Origin of the sequence: Antarctobacter heliothermus (assembly GCF_002237555.1) — a bacterium.
Taxonomy (GTDB): domain Bacteria; phylum Pseudomonadota; class Alphaproteobacteria; order Rhodobacterales; family Rhodobacteraceae; genus Antarctobacter; species Antarctobacter heliothermus_B.
Genome location: NZ_CP022540.1, coordinates 4,267,496 through 4,289,641, shown reverse-complemented (window position 1 = coordinate 4,289,641; position 22,146 = coordinate 4,267,496). Strand labels below are relative to the sequence as shown.

Here is a 22,146-nt window from a genome sequence, read left to right as displayed (position 1 = left end):
GAGGCGTGAAATCAATGTGGTGCGATGGCGAGAGTGGAGGTGCACACACTTCCCTAGGTGGCCATGAAGTCGGCAACATGCCACTTGGACTTGCCCCGAAAATGCTGGAAATTTCCGTCAGGCTTTTAGCCACCCGTCTATGAATGCGATGTCGTCTGTGTTTGCCAGGTTTGCGATCCGCTCCAACTCGGCGCGGAGTCCGGCCGTGCGTGTCTTGCCCATGCGAATGCCTGGCTCTGGCCAGAACGCCCGGACCTGCAGCGTCCTTCCTTGGCGTTTTACGTCCATCCGGCCGATCATGCGGTCGCCCTGCATCACCGGAAACACATAGTACCCATAGCGGCGCTTGGGTTCTGGCACGAAGATCTCGATCCGATAGTGAAATCCGAACAGCCGTTCGGCCCGCGCGCGATCTCGCAGCGCCGGATCAAACGGCGACAGCAGACGGATACGCGATGACGGGTCGGGCAGAGACGCGATGTGATCAAGCGTGGCCTCAGTGGTATAGCTGTCCCGTCGCGTCCCGTCGCAGAGTTCGATGTCCGTCGCCATGATGCGACCAGTGACAAGCGCTTCGGCGCACCAGGTTTTGGCCTCGTCACGGGTTACGATGTCGAAAAACGCCGCCAGTTCCCCGCTTGTGCCAAACCCCAGTCGGGTCAGCGCCTCTGACATCGCCCAATCCACGGTTTCGGCGGTGGTGGGGCGGGCGTTCAAACGCTCTGCCGGGATCACCCGTTCACTGAGATCGTAGAATTTCCGAAAGCCTTCGCGGTGACAGATCGCCAGACGACCGGACCGCCACAGAAACTCCAGTGCCGTCTTGGACGGGTGCCAGTCCCACCACCCGGTCGACCCCTTTTTTTCGTGCGTACCAACGTCCTGCGAACAGGTCGGGCCGTTGTCCGTGACATGGCGCAGGACGGTGTCTATCTCGGTAACCCAACCGTCGCGCCGCCCCTGTGGCCAGCGTGCCTGCATCCGTGCCTCGTCCCGTGCAAACTTTAGCCGCCACATCGGATAGCTGGGCATAGGGATAATCGCAGCGTCATGGGTCCAGTGTTCAAATGCGGTGCGGTGCCGGGCAACCAGATGTTCTAACGCCTTTGGCCGGTACTGCCCGCGCCGGGACCACAGGATCAGGTCATGCGCGCGGGCCAGTGTGTTGACGCTGTCGACCTGCACAAACCCAAGGCCATGCAACACCTGATCAAGATCGCGGCCCTTGCCGGGGCCAGAGCTGGGACGCAACAACAGGTGCCGGTCCAGAAACAGGCGGCGGGCCGTTTGGTTATCGACAAGAGGGCGAGTCATCGGGGCACCGTACCGCGAAATCGGGCCGGGAACAGTGAAATCTCAACGGCCTGCGCTGGTGAGAAACGTGCTGCAGGCAAAGGGCGCGCGCCGCTGTTGGGATGAACAGTCGGAACAGGACTTTAGCGACGCCAGAGGGGCCACACTGCCACCAAATCGCAAATTGCGCCAAATTGACGAAATCGACGCGCTGCGTTTGGAGACAAACCTTGTCGCGCAGTTTGCCGACGAAAAGGCGGCCAGAGAGCCCACCGGACCGGGTGGTTGGATAGGCGACATCTAAGGCGGCCAACCAATCTTGTCCCGCTATGCGCGCCATTCAGTCCCGGGCGCGCTGAAGCATCCCGAACAGGTCGCGCGGATCGTCGGGGTCGGCGATCATGTCCAGATTTGCGAAGAACTCTGTGCCCTCGATAGCGGCCAGAACATAGGACAGCGCGCTAAAGTCCTCGATGGCAAATCCGACGCTGTCGAACAGGGTGATCTGTCGCGCTGCCGTGCGGCCCGGCACCTGACCGGAAATGACCTGCCACAGTTCTGTCACGGCATGGTCGGGGTCAAGCTGCTGAATCTCGCCCTCGACGCGGGTCTGCGGCGGATATTCCACAAAGATTTCCGAGCGTAACAGAATGTCGCGGTGCAGTTCCGTCTTGCCGGGACAGTCGCCGCCGATGGCATTGATGTGCACGCCGCTGCCGACCATGTTGTCGGTCAGGATGGTGGCATATTGCTTGTCGGCGGTGCAGGTGGTGATGATCTGGGCCCCCTCCAACGCCTCTTCGGCACTGCGGCAGGCCACAACGGTCAGACCGCGCTGGGCAAGGTTGGCCGCGCAGCGGTCCGTCGCCGATGGGTCAACGTCATACAGGCGCACCGTGTCGATGCCGCAGATCGCCTTGAAGGCGATGCACTGGAATTCGGACTGCGCGCCGTTGCCGATCATGGCCATGGTCTTGGCCGCCTTTGGGGCCAGATGTTTCGCCGCCATGGCAGAGGTCGCCGCCGTGCGCAGCGCGGTCAGCAGGGTCATCTCGCTCAACAGCTTGGGGTATCCGGTGTCCACATCCGCCAGCAGGCCAAAGGCGGTCACGGTCTGCAACCCGTCCTTCATGTTCTTGGGGTGGCCGTTGACGTATTTGAACCCGTACATTTCCCCGTCCGAGGTCGGCATCAATTCGATCACGCCCACATCGGAATGCGACGCGACGCGAGGTGTCTTGTCGAACAGCTCCCAGCGGAGGAAATCGGCCTCGATCCGGTCGGCGAGGTCGGTCAGGACCCTTTCGATCCCAAGGTGATGCACCAGCCGCATCATGTTCTCGACAGAGACAAACGGCACATAAGCCAGTTCAGAGGGCAGGGGGGACATGGTCAGTCTTTCACATCAATAGCTGCGGGTGGGGCGGTCAAGCACTTGCCGACCGAACAGGCTGGCGGTCAGATCCAGCATCAGCCGGGCGGTGAGGCCGCGAATGTCCAGAAAGGGGTTCAGTTCGACGAGGTCGAGCGAACTGACAAGCCCGCTGTCGTGCAGGATTTCCATCGCCAGATGCGCCTCACGAAAGGTCGCTCCGCCGGGAACGGTGGTTCCGACGGCGGGGGCAATCTCGGGGTCGATGAAATCCACGTCAAGGCTGACGTGCAGCAGCCCGTTGGCGGCGGCGACGCGGTTCAGAAACTCCTTCAGCAGGGTCGCGATGCCGTGTTCGTCGATGGCGCGCATGTCATGGGCGGTCACGTCCGAGGCGCGCAGCAGGTCACGTTCGACCCCATCCACAGAGCGCAGCCCGATGATGCAGACGTTGTGCGGGTCGATGCTGGCCGGCAGGGGGCCGCCCAACATACTGTCGAACCCCTCCTGTCCACAGGCAAAGGCCAGTGGTGTGCCGTGCAAGTTGCCGCTGGGCGAGGATTCCAGCGTGTTGAAATCCGCATGGGCGTCCAGCCAGAGAACGAATTGCGGGCGGCCCAGCTCCGCAGCGGCGGCGGCGTGGCCCGTGACCGTCCCCATGGACAACGCGTGGTCACCGCCCATGTAGATCGGCAAGGCCGGTCCGCGCGCCAGATCCTGCGCATGACGGTGCAGGCTGCGGGTCCATCCGGCCACGGTCGGCAGCGCCTTGAGATGGGAAAACGGCGCTTCGATAGGGCCGGTGTCGTCCGGCACGGCGTCGCCAAGGTCGGTCACTGTGTGACCAAGGGCGCGCAGATCCTCGGCCAGTCCGGCGGTCCGATAGGCCGCCGGCCCCATGGCACAGCCACGACGTCCGGCTCCGGCCTCAATTGGGGCACCAAGAAGGACTATGTTGGCCATTGGTTTGCTCCTGTCGGGGTTTGTGTTCTGTTCGGGTGGAGGCTCAGGTGTAGGTCCGCGATCATGCAGCGCACTGATCCGTCCGCCATTTCAATGTTGGGAATGTCCAACGGCAAGACGGCCACTTGCCCGCTCGCGTGGGACGAAAACCAGTTGTTTGGAACCCCTGAGTCTGGCATCGCCGCGCCGATAACCTCAAACAGATGGACGTTGACGCCGGGCGCGGGCAACGTCTCGGCGACATGGATCAATTCGTCATGGGCCGTCTGCGCGATGCCGTCCCCGGACGGGACCGCAGGCAGCGACTGAAAAAAGGTGTCGCGCGCGGTTCCCCCGTCGGGGGTAAAGTGTCGGGGACTGATCATGACGACCGACGCGGGCGCCTGAAGCGAGGTATTCGACATGGCGGATTTGTCCGTCTGGCAGGCAAGGGTGAGGAGGCGACCCTGTCAGGCTAGAGGGAGCGTTTGCTGATTTGCATTGCCTTCTTGATGTTTTTGCGCGCTATGATTGTACAAATTGCAACCACTGACAGCGCAAAGTGATATGCAGCTCTTTGATGACCTCGACAAACGGCTGATCGCCATCCTGCGTGAGGACGGGCGCGCGCCGGTGTCCAAACTGGCCAATGTGCTGGGTGTCACGCGGGCGACGGTGCAAAACCGGCTGGACCGACTGATCGACAGTGGTGCGGTACTGGGCTTTACCATTCGCGCGCGAGAGGAATACGGACCGGACGTGGTGCGTGCCATCATGATGATCGAAGTGTCAGGCCAGTCCACCACGCGCGTGATCCGCAGCCTGCGGGGCATTGCCGCCCTTCGGCAGCTGCATTCGACCAATGGAAAATGGGATCTGGTGGCGGAACTTAGCGCCGACAGCCTTGCGGATTTCGACCGGGTGCTTCGGGATGTGCGCGGCATTCCGGGCATCACCAACAGCGAAACCTCGATCCTGCTCAGCACGGTTTGAGACCAGCCAGCACGCTTTGACAGCGGCGCATGGCCGTGCCGAACCTGCGATGGCGGTGGTCAAAGTCTCTGTTGCAGAAATCCCGTGAGGGATCCATCGCGTGAATCCAGCGTGGTAGCTGGGATGCACGAGCAGACCGACATCCCCAACGTACAAGACCAGGAACTGGCCGACTTATAATGAAGCACTCAAGCGCTGTGGCTCGCTGACGATCTTGTTTGCCCCAGAGATGATCTGGGAGGCTGCGCCGACCGGCAAGCACGGTCGACAGCAAGCATACAGCGATACCGTCATCCAAGGCCTGCTTGACGATGAAGGTGCTGTTCGGCATGGCGCTACGGCAGAGGACCGGGTTCGTCGAGAGCCTGTTGCTTCTGATCGGTTTGAACTGGACGGCGCCCGACTGCAGCAAGCAGCCTCGGCGCTTCCTCAATCGTCCGGTACGAGGCCCGCAGGATCCATCCCGCGCTTCTCGGCGCTGATACGCACCGCCTTGCGAAGGGCTTGGCTTCGCTGGAGCAGGCGACGAAAACGGTCTTCATCCAGGACAAGCAACGTCGTTGGCGCAATAGCGCGGACATCGGCGCGGCGGGCCTTGCTCGTCAGTATAGCCATCTGGCCGAACATCTCGCCGCGGCCCAATCGCCATATCTGGCCAGCGCTCTCAAGTTCGACAGCACCAGTAGCGATAAAAAACACCCGTTTGGCGACGCTTTCCTTGCGCAGGATCACTTCGCCGGCATCGACATGGCGCGTTGTCAGAGATCGCGCCAGTCGCTTTATTGCGCCGTCGTCGAGATCGGCAAACAGTGGGAATTGTGCGACGAAAGCCGCCCGGCGCACCGCCACATCCAGACGCGGCCGACGCTCGGCAGCCACTCTGCGTGTAGCAAGTTCCTGAATCAGCGCGGTATAGACCTCGGAACCGATCAGGCCATCTTCGCGCATGGCGACATATTCTCGCTCTTCCATGCGAAGCGCTGTACGGCGGATGAAGCGACGTTCCAGCTCTTCTGCATAGCCGGGATACTGCAATCTCAGGCCTTCCAGCGCTGTTTCATGGGCCTCAATCCGCCGGGCCAGAAGATCGTGCAGCAACTCGGCCACCCGTCGTCCGTGAATGCGGCGTATACGCCCGTCTATGAATGTCCCGAGATCGCGCAGGATCAAACGTTGTGACAACAATTGTTCGAACCGGTCAGCCGTCATGCGGGCAAGTGGGCCTGACACTCCGAAACGACCGTGCAGCATGACCGAGGCCCTAAAGGCCCGACTATAGGCGATGCTTCGGCGTGCGGCGCGCTGGTATCCGCTGCGACCCTGCGTTCGGGCGCCTTCGATAAGGCGGTCTGCATCCGACAGCACCACTTCCGCCATTCGGGCAGAGATCGTCCGATCGCGCATCCGCGCAAGAATCGTGTCGCGTTCGTGGCCCGCAAGCGCGATCAGGCCCAGGGCGATACGGTCGCGGTCCAGGATGTCGGCGCTTTCCTCAGCCTTCGTCACTGCCAGATCTAGGCGTTCGCCAAACCGCTTGGCCTCTGACCTTACGGTATCGCGATTGAGTTCGTAGTTCTCGGTCGTGCGCGCCACGTCTTCGCGCACGGTCTGCAAGGCAACGGCGACGACCTGCCGGGACAGCGCCTCGTCAATCGGAGACAGCCGATCCAGCCCGATACGCCCGATCACCCAGCGCAGCGTGGTGCCCTGCACCAGAAGCGTGAACAGGGTAAACCCGGTGGCGAGAATGCCGACCACGCGCTGAATGCCGTCTGGCACGCGAACACTTTCGGTCACGGCGAGGGCCAGTGCGAGCGTTACAGCCCCCCTGAGCCCGCCCCAAAGGATCGCAACCCGATAAGGGCGTTCGACATTCGGAGAGAGCTTCAAGGCCGTCAGTATCGGCATCAGCCCGAACAGGATCGCAGTGCGTGCAACGATGGCCGCAACGATGACCACGCCGACGAGCAGAAAATCCTCGAGCCGCACCTCTTCCAGCAAGCTGGGGATCAGCAGCGCGGCGAGGACGAAGATGAGAGCACCGGCCCAGTGCGCAAGGATGTCCCAGAGCTCGCGCAGATTGGTCCATGATTGAGGTGGCAGGCGTCCGGGGGCCGTCAGGTTTAGGGTCAGCCCGGCAACGACCACGGCAATCACGCCCGATGCGCCCACACTCTGCTCAGCCACGATGTAAGCTAGGTACGGCAGTGCGACCGAAATCGACAGCTGAGCAAGGTCGTGACGGGAAAACAGCGCCATCACCCAAACCGCAACCCGCGCGGCCAGCCAACCGGTCAAGGCGCCGCCCGCGATGAGGATCGGGAACCGCGCCAGAGCATCGCCAAAGCCCGGATCAGGAATACCGAACATCACGAAGCCCATGAAGAGGCCGAACAATGCAATCGCCGCTGCATCGTTCAGAAGGCTCTCGCCCTCGATGATCCGTGCCAGACGGCGCGGCGCCGAGATCGAGCGAAAGATGGAAACCACCGCCGACGGATCGGTCGTCGACACGATGGCCCCGATCAGCAGACAGGCTGCCAAGGGCAGCGTACTCGCCCAAGACAGCGCATAGCCGACGGAGACCGTGGCCACCACGACAGCGACCACCGCCAGCACAAGGATCGGCACCCAGTCGTCCAGCATCCGCCGAAGGTTCATCCCCAGCGTCGCCTGAAACAACAGCGTGGGCAGGAATACATAGAGGAAGGCATTCGACCTGATCGGCAGATCCAGGATCGCCTCGGCAACGGGATTGAGCGCGTCCGTCAGTTCCGTTCTAAGAAAAAAGGTCGCCCCGGTGCCGATCAGAATGCCAAGGATCGCAAGTATCACGCTGTATGGGAGACGTATGCGTGCAGCGAAGGGCTCGGCAGCGCCGATGACCAGAAAAAGCGATGCAATGATTGTAGTTACAAGAATGATGTCCATGCTTCGGAAATATCACAAGACTGTCGGGACGCACCCAAATTGTCGTGTTTGGAGATCAAGAACTTCTTACCCCGCTTCAACTCATTGCTGAACCCGTTGCAGCTCAGCATAACCACCTGGCTTCAAAGCTGGCCCAGTTGCACAAATCGGCTGTTGGGCATGGTTCCCCTTGCCCAGGACGGTCCTTTTCCACGGGTTCCGTGACTGGTATGCCGAGAGCGGTGTAGCCGTTCAGAATGGCGATGCGCACCTGAAGCTCCGCAACCGCTGGCGGTATGTCGAGTCCGACGCAACGGTGTTGCGGAATTGCTTTGTGTCCATTTATGTTTGCTCCTGTTCTTGTCGGTTCTCATATTTTGCGCCGGTGATGGCGAAAGACACGGCCCATTTTTCGAAAGGGGGGCGTGCATCTCCATCGCCAAGGATCGTCCAGCGAAGAACGCCATCAGTGAACGCCAGTTGCCTCGTAAAGCTTCCAGATGTGCGAATAGGACTGAGGACTTGACCGAGGCCGCCAGGGCGTTGGTGAAGGTCACGCTAGCCTGAAAAAAGGCGTTCGATCTGTGCACCTTTCAGCCACCGTTTCAAGAGGCGCGCGCGCTTTACGGCATCGTCATCCACAAACAGCTCTTTGCCATCATTTCGTTTCAGATCGATGCGCACAAGCACGTGCTCGTGGTCCCGATTCCGCAGGCGTGGAAGGACGTCCGCCAGTCGATACCGCCGCTGACCGTAGACGCTGCCCACATGCGGCAGGCCTCGCGTTCGGAGCGTCACGGTATTCCGCGATAGGTCCAGACCGCGCGCCAGATCATCATGACCCACTGTCATAATTTATTAAGGTGCCAATATATAAAGGTATCTTCACCTTGCCTTTTCAATGTTCATTATGACCTTCAGATCAGGAGGATGCGGTGAGGCAAGTATCAGCGCAGAAACCGGTCACGCCTGCTGTCACACCGCTATCGCAGTCGCAAAACAAAAATTGCCGCCGATTCGCCGGGCATCAATCTGCCAAACTGGTTCGGGTCGAACAGTGGTACTCGGGCAGGCGATTATAGCTCAAAGGCGTACCATACAATTTCGCGGCCCGTGCCATGCATCGCCCTCTTGGTAGGGGAATTTGTCTTTAAACTTCAGGGGGGAATGGTGGGTGATGAGAGGCTCGAACTCCCGACATCTTCGGTGTAAACGAAGCGCTCTACCAACTGAGCTAATCACCCGGACGTCGCGGGATTTACACAAAGGTCCGGTCGGGTGCAAGCCTCATCGTTGCGTTGCCGGCATGTGCGCGTGAAAGGCACCGTCCACGCGAGATAGAGAACGCTTTGTACGCCGGGTTCAAGTGCCCCGGACCGGGCTGTTCCCTATGAGCGGGTGAATGCCTTGCTCGTGACGAAGGGTCCACGCACAGCATGCGGGCGCAGCACTTTTGGTGCGTGGACAGCCCACAAGCCAGCGCTTACAGTTTCTCGACTGAGGTCTGTTTTTAAATACCAAGGATTGCCATGCAGCTGAATTTTTTTGGCCCCAACAGCGAATTCATCCGCGATGTTTTTTACGATGCAGACGGCGCGCCGGTTCAGCTTGAGCTCATATCCGAAACATCAAGGGAGATTGTTCTTTACAACCCGGAAACGGACATGACTTGGCGGATTGAAGGGTTAGCCCTTCATTTCAACGCGCCGCGAGAGTTATCGCCCTACGGTACTTTCGTCGCCGGTGTCATCGATACAATGCACTTTGAACAGGGCGGCGTTCTTCAGGCGACGATCGGGGGGATGCGTGGCCACGCAGTCAAATTGGCTAACACCATGGAATATGTGCAACGGGGAGAACTGATACGTCTGGGTCTGTGGTTCGTCGATGACACGACAATGAACGTGGATGCCACGGCGGCCGAAAGCTTTCAGATGACGTTGAACTGGTACGACCTTATTTGGGTACATGGGGATCCCGTGATCGTTCAGGCACAAGGGACGCCGGGGCGGTATAATGGCGGCGGCGGCGATGATATGTTTTTGTTGGGCACCGACCTTCCGACGTACACAGTCACCTCTGTTCTGGGCACCCGGGGAAATGACACCTATGATCTGACCGGAACCGGACCGATGGCGTATTACGGCCTCGATTTTTTACAGGTTACGGGCCCCCTTGAATTGACGGCCAACGGGGTGACCAATACCGGCGGAGTTCTGGGCCCCGCCATCAATCACACGATCCTTGGAACGGCCGAGGCAATGTACGCTGACGGCCTAGGCCTATTTGCGGGCACCGGGAATGATATTTTCAACATAACGGTTGCAGAGGGACAATTCATTCGGCTGCGGGGGTTCGAAGGCAACGACACCTTCAACCTTGACCTGTCGTCTTACGCCTATCTGGAATATCTCTATGGCGCATTCGCGCTGCCCACGACGGGGATAGTTGCCGATCTGACGGCGGGCACGATCGAGGATGGTCTCGGCTATACCGACCAGATCACCTACCTGACCGATGGTCAATATGGTATTGAACTTGCCGGCACGGCCATGTCCGACCTGATCACCGGATCATTCCGAGACGAAAGTTTTCTCCTGTTCGGGGGACAGGACACGGTGGATGGCGGTGGCGGAGAAGACAGGCTGCGGCTCAGCGTTGGCACCTATTCCGACGTTCAAGTGGACCTTGCCGCTGGAACGGCCACGGGATTTTGGAATGGACAGGCGTTTTCCCACAGTATCCGCAACATCGAATGGGTAAGCGGTTCTGAAGCTGCCGACACGCTGCTCGGCAGCGCGCAGGATGACATTCTGGCCGGATATGGCGACGATGATCTGATTGTCGGTCTGGACGGTGAGGACAGTCTGTATGGCTTTGCAGGCAATGACACCCTTATGGGGGGCGCGGGAGGCGGTTATCTGTCCGGCGGCGAGGGCGATGATCTGCTCGATACCGGCAGCGTTGAAGATTATGAGCAGATTGACGCCGCAGACTCTGGCGCGGGGAACGACACGGTCATGGTTGGCGGTGGCGGTCCGGGCTATGTCTATGTGACCAACAGGTTCCTCGACGCGGGCGTGGTGGTTGATGTCGATGGCGCTACGGGCACGGCGGAGGTGGACAAGGGCGCGCAGGGTTTGACCACCATTCTGGGCGCAGACGTTGCCATGGCTGCGGGTGGCCTTGGCATCTATGGCACCGGACAGGACGACACGTTCAACGTCACGGCGGCTGATGGCGGTTTGATCGTGCTGTCGGGCGGCGCTGGCAATGACGTTTTCAACATCGGTGCGTCAGGTGGCATTGTTGATCTGTTCTTTCGTTCGGCCGATCTGACCGGCCCGGCGGGCAACGGCATCCGGGTTGATCTGGCGGCCGGGATGGTTCTGGACGATGGCACCGGCGGACAGGACGTGATCAACGGAATCGGCAACGCGCGTATCCAGATCAACGCCACGGGTCTGGCCGACACTCTGCTGGGCAGCGGGTTCGACGATCTGTTTGCTCCGCGCGGCGGCGACGACATCATCGACGGGCGCGGCGGCGTGGATCTGGTCCTGTACGACCGCGTTGCGCATCAAAGCGGGGTGAGCGCGAACCTGACGCAGGGGGTGGCGACCGGAATCTATGACGGTACGACGTTCCGGCACAGCCTGACCAACATCGAACATCTTCGCGGCGGCAGCTATGACGACATGTTCATCGGCAGTGCCGGAACCGGGGAAACCTTTGAGGGCGGGGGCGGGTTCGATGTGCTGATTGGCGCGGATCAGGGGCTTTTTCATATCGTTGCCTCGGCAGAGATCTACCGCCTGTACGACACTGTCTTTGGCCGTGAACCGGGGGTGGCCGGGCATCATGGCTGGGTGCAAAAGCTGGCTTCGGGTGCCAAAACCCTGCAAGAGATCGCGGCCGCGTTTGTCGCCTCGCCCGAATTCCAGGGCACTTATGGCGATGCCACTGACGCGGATTTTGTGACCCTGCTATACGCCAACGTGCTGGCGCGCGCGCCGTCTCTGGCAGACCGGGACTATTGGGTTGGCCGGCTAGAGACTGACCTGTCGCGCGAGCGCGTCGTACTGCTGTTTTCCGAAACGCCAGAACACAGGTCCAAGACCGCCATCGCGCAGCAGAGTTTTGACGACACACGCGACATCACGAACTGGGCCGATGATGTGTTCCGGCTGTACAGGGCCGTCTTTGATCGTGACCCGGAAGAGAGCGGTTTCCAAGGGTGGACCCAAACGCTTGCCAGCGGCAACATGACCCTGCCAGAGGTGATCGAAAGTTTCATGGGCGCGCCGGAATTCCAGAGCACGTATGGCGACACGACGGACACGCAGTTTGTAACCCTGCTGTACCGGAACGTGCTCAAACGCGGCCCCGACCCCAATGGTCTGTCAAGCTGGCTCGATGCGCTGGACAACGGCATGGAGCGCTCTGAAGTGGTCGGCCTTTTCATGGCGTCGGCGGAGTTTGTCGCCAATACTGATGCGGATCTGATGGCCTACATCCAAAGCCACGGCATGGATGATCACCTCGACCCCGGAGCGGGTGATGGTCTGATGTCCGGCGGTCTGTATATGGACAGCTTTGTCTTTATCAACGATGGGCAGGCCAGCACGGTGACGGTTACCGACCTTGAGATCTGGGATGATCTGCATTTTGACGGTTTTGGCCTGACCGGCCAACAGGTGCTGGATGCCATGGTACAGACGGGTAACGATGTGGTCTTTTCTGATGATGGTGAGACGGTGATCCTTGCCGATACCAATCTTGCCGACATCACCCTTGAGATGATCTTGGTCGGATAGGTCCAGACTGCGCGCCCGTCCGGCACGATGGGCCGGGCGCGCGCGCAGCGGCGCTATCTGGGCCGGGACAACTCCCTTAACGGTCTGTCGCCACGGATGCTGTTGGCTCTGCGTCTTCCCCATCGAACTGTTCAATCCATTTCCGCACGCTCACCACGTCAAAGTAGATGGACAGGACTGACGGGAACACCAGCACAACCAGCACCATCGACGCGACAAGGCCAAAGGCCACCGACACCACCAGCGGTACCAGCGTCTGCACCTGCGGACTGTTGTCCAGAATGATCGGGATCAGCCCCATGAAGGTGGTCGAGGTAGACAACAGGATCGGCCGGAACCGATCTCTGACCGCGTTGAGCGAGGCCGCGACATAGTCGTCGTCCTGTAGATGGGTCTGGAAAAAGGTCAGGAACAGGATCGCGTTATTGACCACGATGCCCGCCAATGACGCAAAGCCGATCAGGCTGGGCATCGACATGTCCATGCCCAACCCCCAGTGCCCCAATATCGTGCCGATCAGCGCAAAGGGGATCGACAGCATGACCACCACGGGCAGGCTGTACGAGCGGAACTGAAAGGCCAGCACCATGTAAACTCCGACCAAGCCCAGCAGCAGCGCCGACATCATCGAGGACTGCGATTTCTGCTGTTCCTCGGTCGCGCCCCCGATCTTGATCTGGACACCGGGAAAGGCTTCGGCCAGCTGTGGTGCAAGCTCATCCACGACGACATTGGAAATGGCGGTCGAGGTGGTGACGCTGCGGTCGATCTTGCCCTGAATGCGGGCCACGGCCATGCCGTTCTTGCGCGTCACGGTAGGATACCCCGCTGAATGGGTCAGATCCGCCACCGTTGTCAGGTTGGTTAGCGCCCCCCCCGGCAGAACAATGGGAAAGCGCTCTAGCTCGGTCAGGCTGGTGACGGTGTCGGCCAGTTGCACCCGCACCGTTCGGTCACTTGCGCCAAGGCGGAAACTGTCGGTTTCAGACCCCTCAAAGGCATCGCGCAATTGCGCCGACAGCGATTGCGGCGTCAGTCCGATGGAATAGCCGTAGTTGTTCAGCCGGATCTGCACCTCATCCCGGCCGCCGTAGAGATCCTGAAACGCCTCTGTCACATCATCGCGCGCCAATAGTTTGGTCAGCAAGACGCTTGACGCCTCTTCCAGATCCTCCAGATCACGACCCAGCAATTCGACATCCAGATCAAGACCGCCGGGGCCGGTTTCGGCTTGGGAAAAGCTGATCTGGACAATGTCGGGCAGGGGGCCTGCGGCCACGCGCCATGCCTCCAACACATCGTCGGCCAGCACATTGCGCAATGAACTTTCCAGCAGGTCGACGGTGATCGTCGCGGTGTTCGACCCATTGTCCGACACATCGGCGTTGACGGCGTATTGCACCAGAACCCGCTGGACCAAAAGCGCGCCGCCTTCGGTGCCGGGGGTCAGGTCCGCGTTCACCTGCTCCAACCCGAGCAACAACTGGTCCACCGTTGCCACGGTACGCTCCCGCGCGATGCCGGAGGTCAGCGACACCCGCGTGACAATCGTATCACTTTCCGTCGCCGGAAAACCGATAACCTTGATCTGGCCAGAGGCAATCAGTCCGATCGACAGGATCAGGGCGGCAATCACAGAGCCAAAGGTAAGGTAACGCAGCCGCACAAGGGCCGACGCCAGCGGCATCACCAGCCGCTCCTTGAACCAGTCCAGCGCGCGGGCGGCGGGGCGGACTTTAAGCGCGTCGGGATCAGCCTGACCCACATGGCTGAGGTGGTTCGGTAACAGCAGGAAGCCCTCGACCAGTGACAACGACAGGGTGATCAGCAGAACCATCGGAATGAACTTGAGGATCTGACCCATCTCTCCGGACAGGAACATCAGCGGGCCAAAGACGCAGGCGGTGGTCAGAAAAGACGAAAACACGCCCGGCAGAACCTCCATCGTGCCGCGAGCAGCGGCCTCCAGAGGTGGTGCCCGGCGGCGCCATTTGTCGATGTTTTCGGCGATCACGATGCTGTCGTCCATGATCAGGCCCACGGCCATAAGCAGGGCGATCAGGGTGATCATGTTGATGGTGATGCCCAGCATGCTCATGACAAAAAGCCCGCCCAGAAAGGACACCGGCAGGGCGGCGGAAATCCACAGCGCCTCGCGCAGCGAAAAGAACAGCCACATGGTCACAAAGACCAGCACCAGCCCCATGGCGATGTTTTGCAGGATCAGCGTCAGACGTTCCTCGATCAACTCTGTCATGTTGTTGATCACGGTGATCTCAAACGGATCGGGCCATGTGGCGCGTTCTGCCTGTAGGATCGCATCAACGCGTTCATAGACGCGGATGCTGTCCTCATCGGCGGATTTGGAGATCGAGATGATCGCCGTCTGCACGCCGTTGATATAGCTTTGACGGTTCTCGTCGCTGTCCACCAGTTTGACGCTTGCCAGATCTGACAGCCGCACCAGCCCGCCATCGGCGTTTTCGATCACGATCAGGTCTTCGAGATCGGCAACGGTGCGGCTGGCCCCGACATAGCGCAGGATCACGCTCGAGTCGCTGAGATCCGCGCTGCCCAGCGGCTGGCGCAGGCTGCGCGCTTCGATGGCATTGACCAGATCGCGGCTGGACAGGCCAAAACGGCGCAGTGCCTGCTGGTCAAATGTTACCTGCAATTCGCGCCCGGTGATGCCCGACACGGTGGCATCGGCCACCCCCTGCAACGCCAACAGCGTATCTGCCAGTTCGTCCGCATAGGCGATCAGTCCCTCTTTGCCGGTGATGCCGGAAATGGCGATCATCGCCACCAGATCGCTGCGCGAGGCGATCTCGACCGCCGGAGTATCGGCGTCGTCAGGAAAGTCGCCGATGCCCGAGACGGCAGAAAACACGTCGTTGAAAAACTGGATGATATCACCGCCTTCTTCCAGTTCGGCTGTGGCGGCGGCGCGTCCGTCGACAGATAGACACTGAAAATCCGCCAATCCGGACAGGCCGCTCAGCGCGTCCTCCAATGGGGCGCAAACTTCTTCGTCAACATCCAGCGCCGACGCGCCGGGATAGGCGACAGAGACAGAGACGCTGTCGGCGGTAAACTCGGGAAATGTCTCACGTTCGATGTTGCTGATGACGGAAATGCCAAGAATGCAGATCAGCGCCATCAGCAGGTTGGCCGCCACAGGGTGGCGCACGAAAAAAGAGATCATCTGGCGTCTCCGTCCACATCGACGGGGCTAAGTGCCATGCCCGCGATGGGCGGGCGCGGGGCCGACAGGATCAGCCGGTCACCAGAAACCAGCCCGTCACGCAAAAGCACGTTTTCGTCCGCGACCGGGCCAAGCACGACCGGAGTGATCGCCAGCCGGTCTTCGGCGTCGGCGACATAGACAAAGGGCGTGCCGTCGTCGCCCTGATGGACCGCTGCGCGCGGAACAGCAATGGCGTCGTCGGGCGATGTGGCCTCCAGCGCCACGGATACAAACCCACCTACGCTCAGCGGCGGCCGCCGTGCCGGTCCTCCGGCCAGAAAGGGATCGTCCACGCGCACCGCAATGCCGATTGTGCCTGTCGCGCTGTCTATGGTGCCGCGAAACCGGATGATTTCTGCCGGATAGCGGGCCTGTGCTCCGGCAAGATCCAACCGGACGCTGGCGGTGATCCCGGATTGCCGGAACAGCTCCACGACGCGGGTCGAATCGATCTGGGTGGTTTCCGCTATGGTTTGTCCCAGTGACGTCTGAACCACAGATGCCAGGACCTGCGGCTGAAAAGAGGCCACGACCTCGACCGCGTCGATGGCGTCCAGCGACAGCAATACCTCGCCGGTGCGTACGAACTGACCGACCTCGACGTTCGCCTCGGCGACACGCCCCCGGAAGGGGGCCGACAGGGTGGTATTGTCCAGCGCACGTTCAGCCTCTGCCAATTCAGCTTGGCGCACCGCCAGTGTCGCCTCCGCCGAGGCGCGTTGCGCCGGGTACAGGTCTAGCGTGTTGTTCAGTTGCGTGACGGCGTTTTCCTGCGCCAACAGGGCCTTGCGCACGGTGTCAAGCGCCGCTGCGGTGCTGGTGCCGCGGTCGACTAGGTCACGAACCCGGTCAAATTCCGCCTGCGCCACAATGCGGATGTTCTCTTCCAGCGCCAGCACGCGACGCGAGTTTTCTTCTTCACGCTCCAGTTGGATCAACGCTGCTTCGGCGGCGGCGATATTGGCGCGTGATTTCTGGATTGCCAAATCGAAATCGGTCTTGTCGATCTGGACCAAAAGGGTGTCCTCATCGACCAGCGTTCCCTCGGCCAGATCGCTGACCAGTTCCAGAATGCGCCCGTCCACCTGCGAGACGGCCGTCCAACTGTGCATTGCAGCAACCCTGCCATAACCGGTCGCCGACAGGGGCAGAGCACCTTCCTCTACCGTCATTACCCGCACGGCAAGCCTGGCCTCTTCGCGGGTTTGTTGTGGCGTGTCCTGACCTTTGGTCATCCACATGAAACCGGCAACACCAAGCACGAGGGGCGGCAGTACAAGCAAGGGTTTCAAATTCATCAGTCTTGGCTCCAGTCTGGCCCGGGCAGGCCCTCGGCAATGCATAACAGGGGTAGAGCGAACCGGAGGGCAACTCCTGTCTGGCAAGCGAAGCACTTTTGCGCGCGTAGCGCAAAAGGTCGAATTGCCGCCACATGGGGGGCGGCAACTCTGATGGGCGGGATGCGGGCAAAGGGTTCGACGTGGCGCGGCGCCGACGGTGACAGGGATCAGCGCCCGGCAGCCGCCGAAGATCTTGACTTCAAACTGAATGATTTGTCTACTTGGAAACAAATGCTAAGTCGCAAGCAGTGCAAAAGGGGGGATGGATGCGCACAGCCAGTTTTCACGCGAGGGACACGGCCGGTTGCAGTGGATCGCCCGACCACCCTGCCATCCCCTCTGTCCGGGGAGGTGGCTATTGTGCGCAAGGTGCCTGAACCTGCCAGAGATGCGGTAGTGCGCTATGGCCATCTGTCGGATTCGCTGGGCTTTTTATTGCGACTGGCCCAGTTGCAGAGCTTTGCCGATTTCTTTCGGGCATTCGAAGGAGAAGAGGTCCGCCCGGGAGAGATTTCAGTGCTGATGGTGCTGTATGAGAACCCAGGCATCCGGCAAGGCCTGCTGGCCCGCGCGCTTAGCATCAAGCGGGCGCATATGACCAAGATGGTCCGCCAGATGGAGGCAGACGGGCTTATCACCCGTCGCGTCCCTGAGGATGACAAGCGCGCGATGGAACTGCGTCTGACCGCTTTGGGACAGGCCCGGATCACGGCGTTGATGCCGACCTTTGTTGATCACGAGTCGCGCGATGCCGGGTGCCTGGACGGGGCCGAGGCCGCAGAACTGAAACGGCTCTTGCGTAAGTTGCTGGCTCTGCCGCTGGATAGCAAAGGCGGCACGCCGGACGAGTGACCGACGTGAACGCGTGCGATCGTCAAAGCGCTCAGATCACTGCCGTTTCTACTGCGCGGCGTGCGCTCAGGATGCGGTCGAACAGCATCGGTGTCAGGTCAAGGCTGCGGAACTCGCCATAGGCGATCAGTTCTGCAATGGCCCGTCCCATTGCCGGGGCCTGCTGAAGTCCGTGACCGGAAAAGCCGTTCTGAAACAGCAGGTTTTCCACCTCCGGGTGCGGTCCGACAATGGCATTTTGATCCAGCGTGTTATAGGCATAGTGCCCCACCCATTCGGTCACCACACGGATCGACTCGAACTGGGGGATGCGGTTGGCGATGATCGGCCAGACGTGGTCCTGCCAGCGGTCGTGATCCATGCGGAAATCATCCGGTTCCACCGCCAGATCCTCTGCCGGGGCGGCGCCCGCCATATAGGTTGACGGGCCGTCCTGCCGGGTGTGGACCCCAGACGGGTCGATGGTCAGCGGCAGTTCCCGAACCAGTGGTTTTTCCGCCGTATAAACCCAGTTGAAGCGGCGGCGCGGCTCGACCGGCAGATTGATACCCGCCATCGCAGCTGTGCGCGCAGCGCGCGGGCCAGAGGCGTTGACCACATGGCCACAGGCGATTTGCTGCCCTGAGGCCAGCGTGACAGAGCGGGCGCGGTTGCCATCCTTGGTCATGCCCGCGACCTCATTGCCGATGTATTCCACACCCCGGCTGCGTGCGGATCGTCGCAACCAGTCGAACAGGGTGCCGCCGTCCCAATACCCTTCGTCACGGGTGTTGATCGACCCCAGCAGGATGTCGTCCAGTTGGTAAAACGGATAGCGCGCCGCGATCTCATCACGGGTCAACAACTCGGTCCCGGCTCCGGCGGCGCGTTGTATCTGCGCGTTGCCCCGCAGTTGATCGGCAAAGCCCTCGTTGTCGGCAAGATAGAGATAGCCAAAGTTCTGAACCGACAGGCGCGGCGCGCGGGCATCGCCGATCCGGTCGGGCAAATCTTTGATGAATTCGGCGGTGAATTGCGAGATTCGCACATTCAGCGGATCGGAAAACTGTTGCCGGATGCAGGAATAGGTATGCGCGGTTGAGCACATGGCATAGCTGGGGTCGCGTTCGACCACCAAAACGCTGCCGTCGAAATCCGGGTTTTCAGTCAGGAACCACGCGGTCGCCGATCCCATGATCGCCCCGCCGATGATGATGACATCGTAGGAACTGCGGGAAGGCGCAGAGGGAAACCCAGATATGGCCATACGGCATTCTCCGCATTTGGTGCGTACCCCAGACAGGGCGCAACGTGTCGGTTGACCGGCCCCGCGCATGGGGTGGGACGATTCCTCCTTAACCGGCGACGTGACTCTTGACCATATCGGCGCGGCGCAGGCTTGACCGGCCCGTTCGGCTGCGCCACTCTGGCGACGATGGTGACCGCGTTCTGCGCGGTCGAATAGGGAATACGGTGCGGGGCAGGGCCCCAATGCCGTGACTGCCCCCGCAACTGTAAGCGGCGAGCCATCCCGTAAACGCCACTGGACCCTCGGTCCGGGAAGGTTCGGGACTGTGCCTTGACCCGCAAGTCAGGAGACCTGCCATCGTCGGGCCCATCCGGGTCCGTTTTTCACTCAACCCGGGCGGGGTGCTCCGGAGATGCGAGGCCCCATGGCGTTTCACCGCCCGCTGACATCGCTGATCCAAACCGCTTCCCGCCCTTGGCGCGGAGGGCGCGATGTCGATCGAACTAATCCTGACACAATTGCAATGCCGGGTAGAGACCCCGGAAAGGGCGTTTGAATTGGCCTGCATGGGATACATGCAATGGCTGGGCGGCCTGCCCGGATGTGCCAGCTATGAGGCAGAGGCAGTGCGCGCTTGGTTACGGGCGCAGCCCTTTGTTCGAACCGATCCGGCGGTGGCGGTCTTTTGCGGGCTGCTGGACACATCGCTGCGCCATCCGGGGCGCGCGCTGGATCTGACATTGCCGCGCCCACAGCGGCGCGGAGGGGCGCGCAATCGGCGTCTGTTGCTATGAGAAAGGGGAGGGGACACCGCTGCGCGTGTGCCCATCACGCGTGGGCATCTTGCTCCGACGTGGGTGGCAGCGCCGCCAGATGCACCATTCGCGTGGGAAAGGCAAAGTCGACATTCATCTCCTTGGCCAGCGACAGGATGTCGAGGATCAGCGCCTGTTGCGCGGCCACCTGCGCGTCATAAGTGAAAACCTTGAAGTGGCCCCAAAGTTCGATGTCGACGCTTTGCGGTCCTAGTGACTTTATCCCGATGGTGACATCGTCGGTGTCCGCATCGGGCTGGTTGCAATATACCTCCTTCAACCGCGCGACAAAGCCTTCCAGCCGGTCGCGCGGGGTATCAAAGGTCAGCCCGATTATCATTTGAACCTTGCGCCGCTGTCGGTTGTCCCAGTTGACGATCACCTGATCCGACAGCTGCGCGTTGGGCATGATCATCAGCGTGTTGTCCATCGTCCGCAGCCGGGTCGAGCGCAGGCCAACCGTCTCTATCACCGCGAAGACGCCTGCCGCCTCGATCATGTCGCCCTTGCGGAAGGGGCGGTCCGACAACAGGATCGCGCCGCCCAAGATGTTCGACACGGTCTCACGCGCCGCAAAGGCCACTGCGACGCCACCGATGCCCAAACCCGTCAAAACGCCCTCATAGGGCAGCCCCACCACATCCGCGCAGGCAATGATCGCCCCCACGATGATCAGCAGTTTCAGCAGACCCTGCGCGAGCGACAGGACAATCTCGTCGGTATAGGCGCGGGTCAGCGTGGCGCGCGCCATCAGCGCGTCATGGATCAGCGACACGGCTCGATAGGCCAGTGCCGCTATGGCGAGGATCAGCAGGATCGCCGACAGCGCCGACACAGGGCCAAAGGCCCGCAATGTCAGTCCCAACCGTTCACTGGCGTCCAGAAACAGCAGCGCAACCACCAACATCCCCGCCGGTCCGGCCATCCGGGCAACAGAAGACGCGATGGTCCCCCGGTCGGTTCCCAGCGTCCGCGCCGCGTGCCAAGCCAACGACAGTGTGCCGGCCATCGCCAGCAGATAACCCGCCAGCCCGACCCATTGCCAGATTTCCAGCCCGAACATGCGGCGCTGCAATCCGTCGACTCGCGCTAGAACTGCCTGCCGGGTGGCGAAATACCGTGACAGCGGCTGCGATGCCGTCTGTCCGGGGGCCAGTGGCATCCGCTCCAGTGCCTTGTCCAGCGCGGGCAGGGACTCCAACGTGTTGCGCGAAAACCGCCAGAGCCTCGAGACCGGACCGCCGTCCACGTCCTTGATGCGCGTAGGGGCGATGGTGAGGCTGCCCAACGGGTGCTTGTAGTACACATAGGGTTGCGGGCGGGCCGGATCGTCGGGGATCTCTTGCCAGTAGACAATGCCAATCCGGTCGATTGTCCGACGGAGATAATCGGCCATCAGCGCACCCTCGGCCCGGCGCAGCTGGTGGGGCACATGATCAAGGTCCAGTGCGCGCAAGGCCCGCGCGCCGCCCGCGCCGTCCCAGTCCCTTGCCCCAAGGAGAAAGTCCATCATCACCATGCGCGGCGATCCGGCGCGGGCCTTGTCCAGCGCATCCAGTGTGTCGTGCCCACGGGCCTGAACCAACCGCGACAGGTCGGCCTGCAAGGCAGGCCCGGGTGGCACCAACAGATGCCAAAGCTGCGTCTCGTCCAGCCGAAACACCAACTGGTACGTTGCGCTTGTGCCCGCCGGTCCGATCTCAAACAGCAGTTCGGTGCCCGGCTCTGCCGCTGGGGGCGGCTCCGGCGCGTCCAACAGCCGAAAGGTCGAGATGTCAAGAATATGCCAGAGCGCGCGTTGCCGTCGATCCCGGTCCGACGACCCGCTTTCGGGGCCGTCATAGGTCAGCAGCGGGTCGATCCAGCGCATCTGCCCCTCACGCTCACGATACTGCGCGTCGTTCCCGGCCGCGAGGATGCTGCTCAGGGTGGCGCGCGGGGTTGCCCCGCTCCACCAGTCGGGGCGGTGTTGCTCGGCCAGTTCGGTGCGATGGCCGTTCCACCAGTCGCCAGTGCCAAAGCGCCCGGCAAAGCTCTGCCCGTCGTGCGCCAGCACAAAGGTGAACGTCCCGCGTTCCGCCATCTCCTGCCAAGTTCCGCGCAACACGCCGTCCGGCGAGATGGTGCCGGTCAATCGGCCGTCCCCCGGTTGATAGGTGCCGGACACCGTGTCTCCGCGCCGTTCCAGAAGGACAACAGCCTCACCGGCGGACCAATAGGTCTGCCAATCGCCAGCCCATCCGTCTTGCGCCGCGCCGCTGCGGGGCAGGGCGGTACACAGGAGGAACAGCAGCAACAACAGCGAAATCGGGCGCAGGTTCAACGACATGGGAATGT

14 protein-coding genes, 1 tRNA gene, 1 pseudogene and 1 riboswitch are annotated in these 22,146 nt (G+C 61.3%); of the genes and pseudogenes, 6 read left to right on the top strand and 10 right to left on the bottom strand.

Going from position 1 to position 22,146, the window contains the following annotated elements:
* Positions 1–117: 117 nt before the first annotated feature.
* Positions 118–1,314: a winged helix-turn-helix domain-containing protein gene (locus ANTHELSMS3_RS20325; RefSeq protein WP_094036459.1), complete on the bottom strand. Its 1,197-nt coding sequence runs from the start codon at positions 1,312–1,314 to the stop codon at positions 118–120.
* Positions 1,315–1,381: 67 nt separating this feature from the next.
* Here ANTHELSMS3_RS20325 and ANTHELSMS3_RS20320 point away from each other — a divergent pair, with 67 nt between their 5' ends.
* The gene (locus tag ANTHELSMS3_RS20320; protein ID WP_094036458.1) at positions 1,382–1,597 is read left to right on the top strand and encodes a hypothetical protein; all 216 of its coding nucleotides are present in this window, start codon (positions 1,382–1,384) and stop codon (positions 1,595–1,597) included.
* A 36-nt stretch (positions 1,598–1,633) separates the two neighbouring features.
* Here ANTHELSMS3_RS20320 and ANTHELSMS3_RS20315 read toward each other — a convergent pair whose 3' ends face one another.
* From ANTHELSMS3_RS20315 to ANTHELSMS3_RS26520, 3 genes are read right to left on the bottom strand one after another with little or no spacing between them, the layout of a single operon-like run.
* Positions 1,634–2,683: an ornithine cyclodeaminase gene (locus tag ANTHELSMS3_RS20315; RefSeq protein WP_094036457.1), complete on the bottom strand. Its 1,050-nt coding sequence runs from the start codon at positions 2,681–2,683 to the stop codon at positions 1,634–1,636.
* A gap of 15 nt (positions 2,684–2,698) precedes the next feature.
* Positions 2,699–3,628, bottom strand: coding sequence for an arginase (rocF, locus tag ANTHELSMS3_RS20310; protein WP_094036456.1), 930 nt, complete (start codon positions 3,626–3,628; stop codon positions 2,699–2,701).
* Complete coding sequence (locus ANTHELSMS3_RS26520) at positions 3,616–3,993, bottom strand: arginine deiminase-related protein (protein WP_368074441.1); 378 nt, start codon at positions 3,991–3,993, stop codon at positions 3,616–3,618. Before ANTHELSMS3_RS26520 ends, rocF begins: the two co-directional genes overlap by 13 nt.
* Positions 3,994–4,174: 181 nt before the next feature.
* Here ANTHELSMS3_RS26520 and ANTHELSMS3_RS20300 point away from each other — a divergent pair, with 181 nt between their 5' ends.
* A complete protein-coding gene (locus tag ANTHELSMS3_RS20300) occupies positions 4,175–4,600 on the top strand; it encodes an Lrp/AsnC family transcriptional regulator (protein WP_094036454.1) in 426 nt (141 codons plus the stop codon).
* Between the two features lie 118 nt (positions 4,601–4,718).
* Positions 4,719–5,061 (top strand): annotated as a pseudogene (locus ANTHELSMS3_RS20295) (transposase); the annotation flags it as partial.
* Here ANTHELSMS3_RS20295 and ANTHELSMS3_RS20290 read toward each other — a convergent pair.
* Positions 5,030–7,531: a cation:proton antiporter gene (locus ANTHELSMS3_RS20290; RefSeq protein ID WP_094036453.1), complete on the bottom strand. Its 2,502-nt coding sequence runs from the start codon at positions 7,529–7,531 to the stop codon at positions 5,030–5,032. The pseudogene ANTHELSMS3_RS20295 and the gene ANTHELSMS3_RS20290 sit on opposite strands and share 32 nt — an antisense overlap.
* A 1,147-nt stretch (positions 7,532–8,678) precedes the next feature.
* Positions 8,679–8,754, bottom strand: a tRNA-Val gene (locus ANTHELSMS3_RS20275).
* Between the two features lie 420 nt (positions 8,755–9,174).
* Between ANTHELSMS3_RS20275 and ANTHELSMS3_RS20270 the strand changes: the two genes are divergently transcribed.
* Positions 9,175–12,327, top strand: a complete 3,153-nt coding sequence (locus ANTHELSMS3_RS20270; RefSeq protein WP_157733594.1) for a DUF4214 domain-containing protein — start codon at positions 9,175–9,177, stop codon at positions 12,325–12,327.
* Positions 12,328–12,403: 76 nt separating this feature from the next.
* Here ANTHELSMS3_RS20270 and ANTHELSMS3_RS20265 read toward each other — a convergent pair whose 3' ends face one another.
* Both ANTHELSMS3_RS20265 and ANTHELSMS3_RS20260 read right to left on the bottom strand, forming a co-directional pair.
* The gene (locus tag ANTHELSMS3_RS20265) at positions 12,404–15,532 is read right to left on the bottom strand and encodes an efflux RND transporter permease subunit (protein ID WP_094036449.1); all 3,129 of its coding nucleotides are present in this window, start codon (positions 15,530–15,532) and stop codon (positions 12,404–12,406) included.
* A complete protein-coding gene (locus ANTHELSMS3_RS20260) occupies positions 15,529–16,872 on the bottom strand; it encodes an efflux RND transporter periplasmic adaptor subunit (protein ID WP_157733593.1) in 1,344 nt (447 codons plus the stop codon). Before ANTHELSMS3_RS20260 ends, ANTHELSMS3_RS20265 begins: the two co-directional genes overlap by 4 nt.
* 402 nt (positions 16,873–17,274) lie before the next feature.
* On the opposite strand from ANTHELSMS3_RS20260, the gene ANTHELSMS3_RS20255 reads away from it, so the two are divergent.
* Positions 17,275–17,766, top strand: coding sequence for a MarR family winged helix-turn-helix transcriptional regulator (locus ANTHELSMS3_RS20255; protein ID WP_254694795.1), 492 nt, complete (start codon positions 17,275–17,277; stop codon positions 17,764–17,766).
* Between the two features lie 31 nt (positions 17,767–17,797).
* On the opposite strand, the gene ANTHELSMS3_RS20250 is transcribed toward ANTHELSMS3_RS20255, so the two are convergent.
* Positions 17,798–19,012, bottom strand: coding sequence for an NAD(P)/FAD-dependent oxidoreductase (locus ANTHELSMS3_RS20250; protein WP_094036447.1), 1,215 nt, complete (start codon positions 19,010–19,012; stop codon positions 17,798–17,800).
* Between the two features lie 152 nt (positions 19,013–19,164).
* A riboswitch (cobalamin riboswitch) is annotated at positions 19,165–19,367 on the top strand.
* Positions 19,368–19,485: 118 nt separating this feature from the next.
* Here ANTHELSMS3_RS20250 and ANTHELSMS3_RS20245 point away from each other — a divergent pair.
* Positions 19,486–19,788 (top strand): hypothetical protein, encoded by a 303-nt coding sequence (locus ANTHELSMS3_RS20245; protein WP_094036446.1) that lies wholly within the window; start codon positions 19,486–19,488, stop codon positions 19,786–19,788.
* Positions 19,789–19,822: 34 nt separating this feature from the next.
* Here the strand turns inward: ANTHELSMS3_RS20245 and ANTHELSMS3_RS20240 are convergent, their stop codons facing one another.
* The gene (locus tag ANTHELSMS3_RS20240) at positions 19,823–22,138 is read right to left on the bottom strand and encodes a mechanosensitive ion channel family protein (protein WP_198319845.1); all 2,316 of its coding nucleotides are present in this window, start codon (positions 22,136–22,138) and stop codon (positions 19,823–19,825) included.
* Positions 22,139–22,146 lie beyond the last annotated feature (8 nt).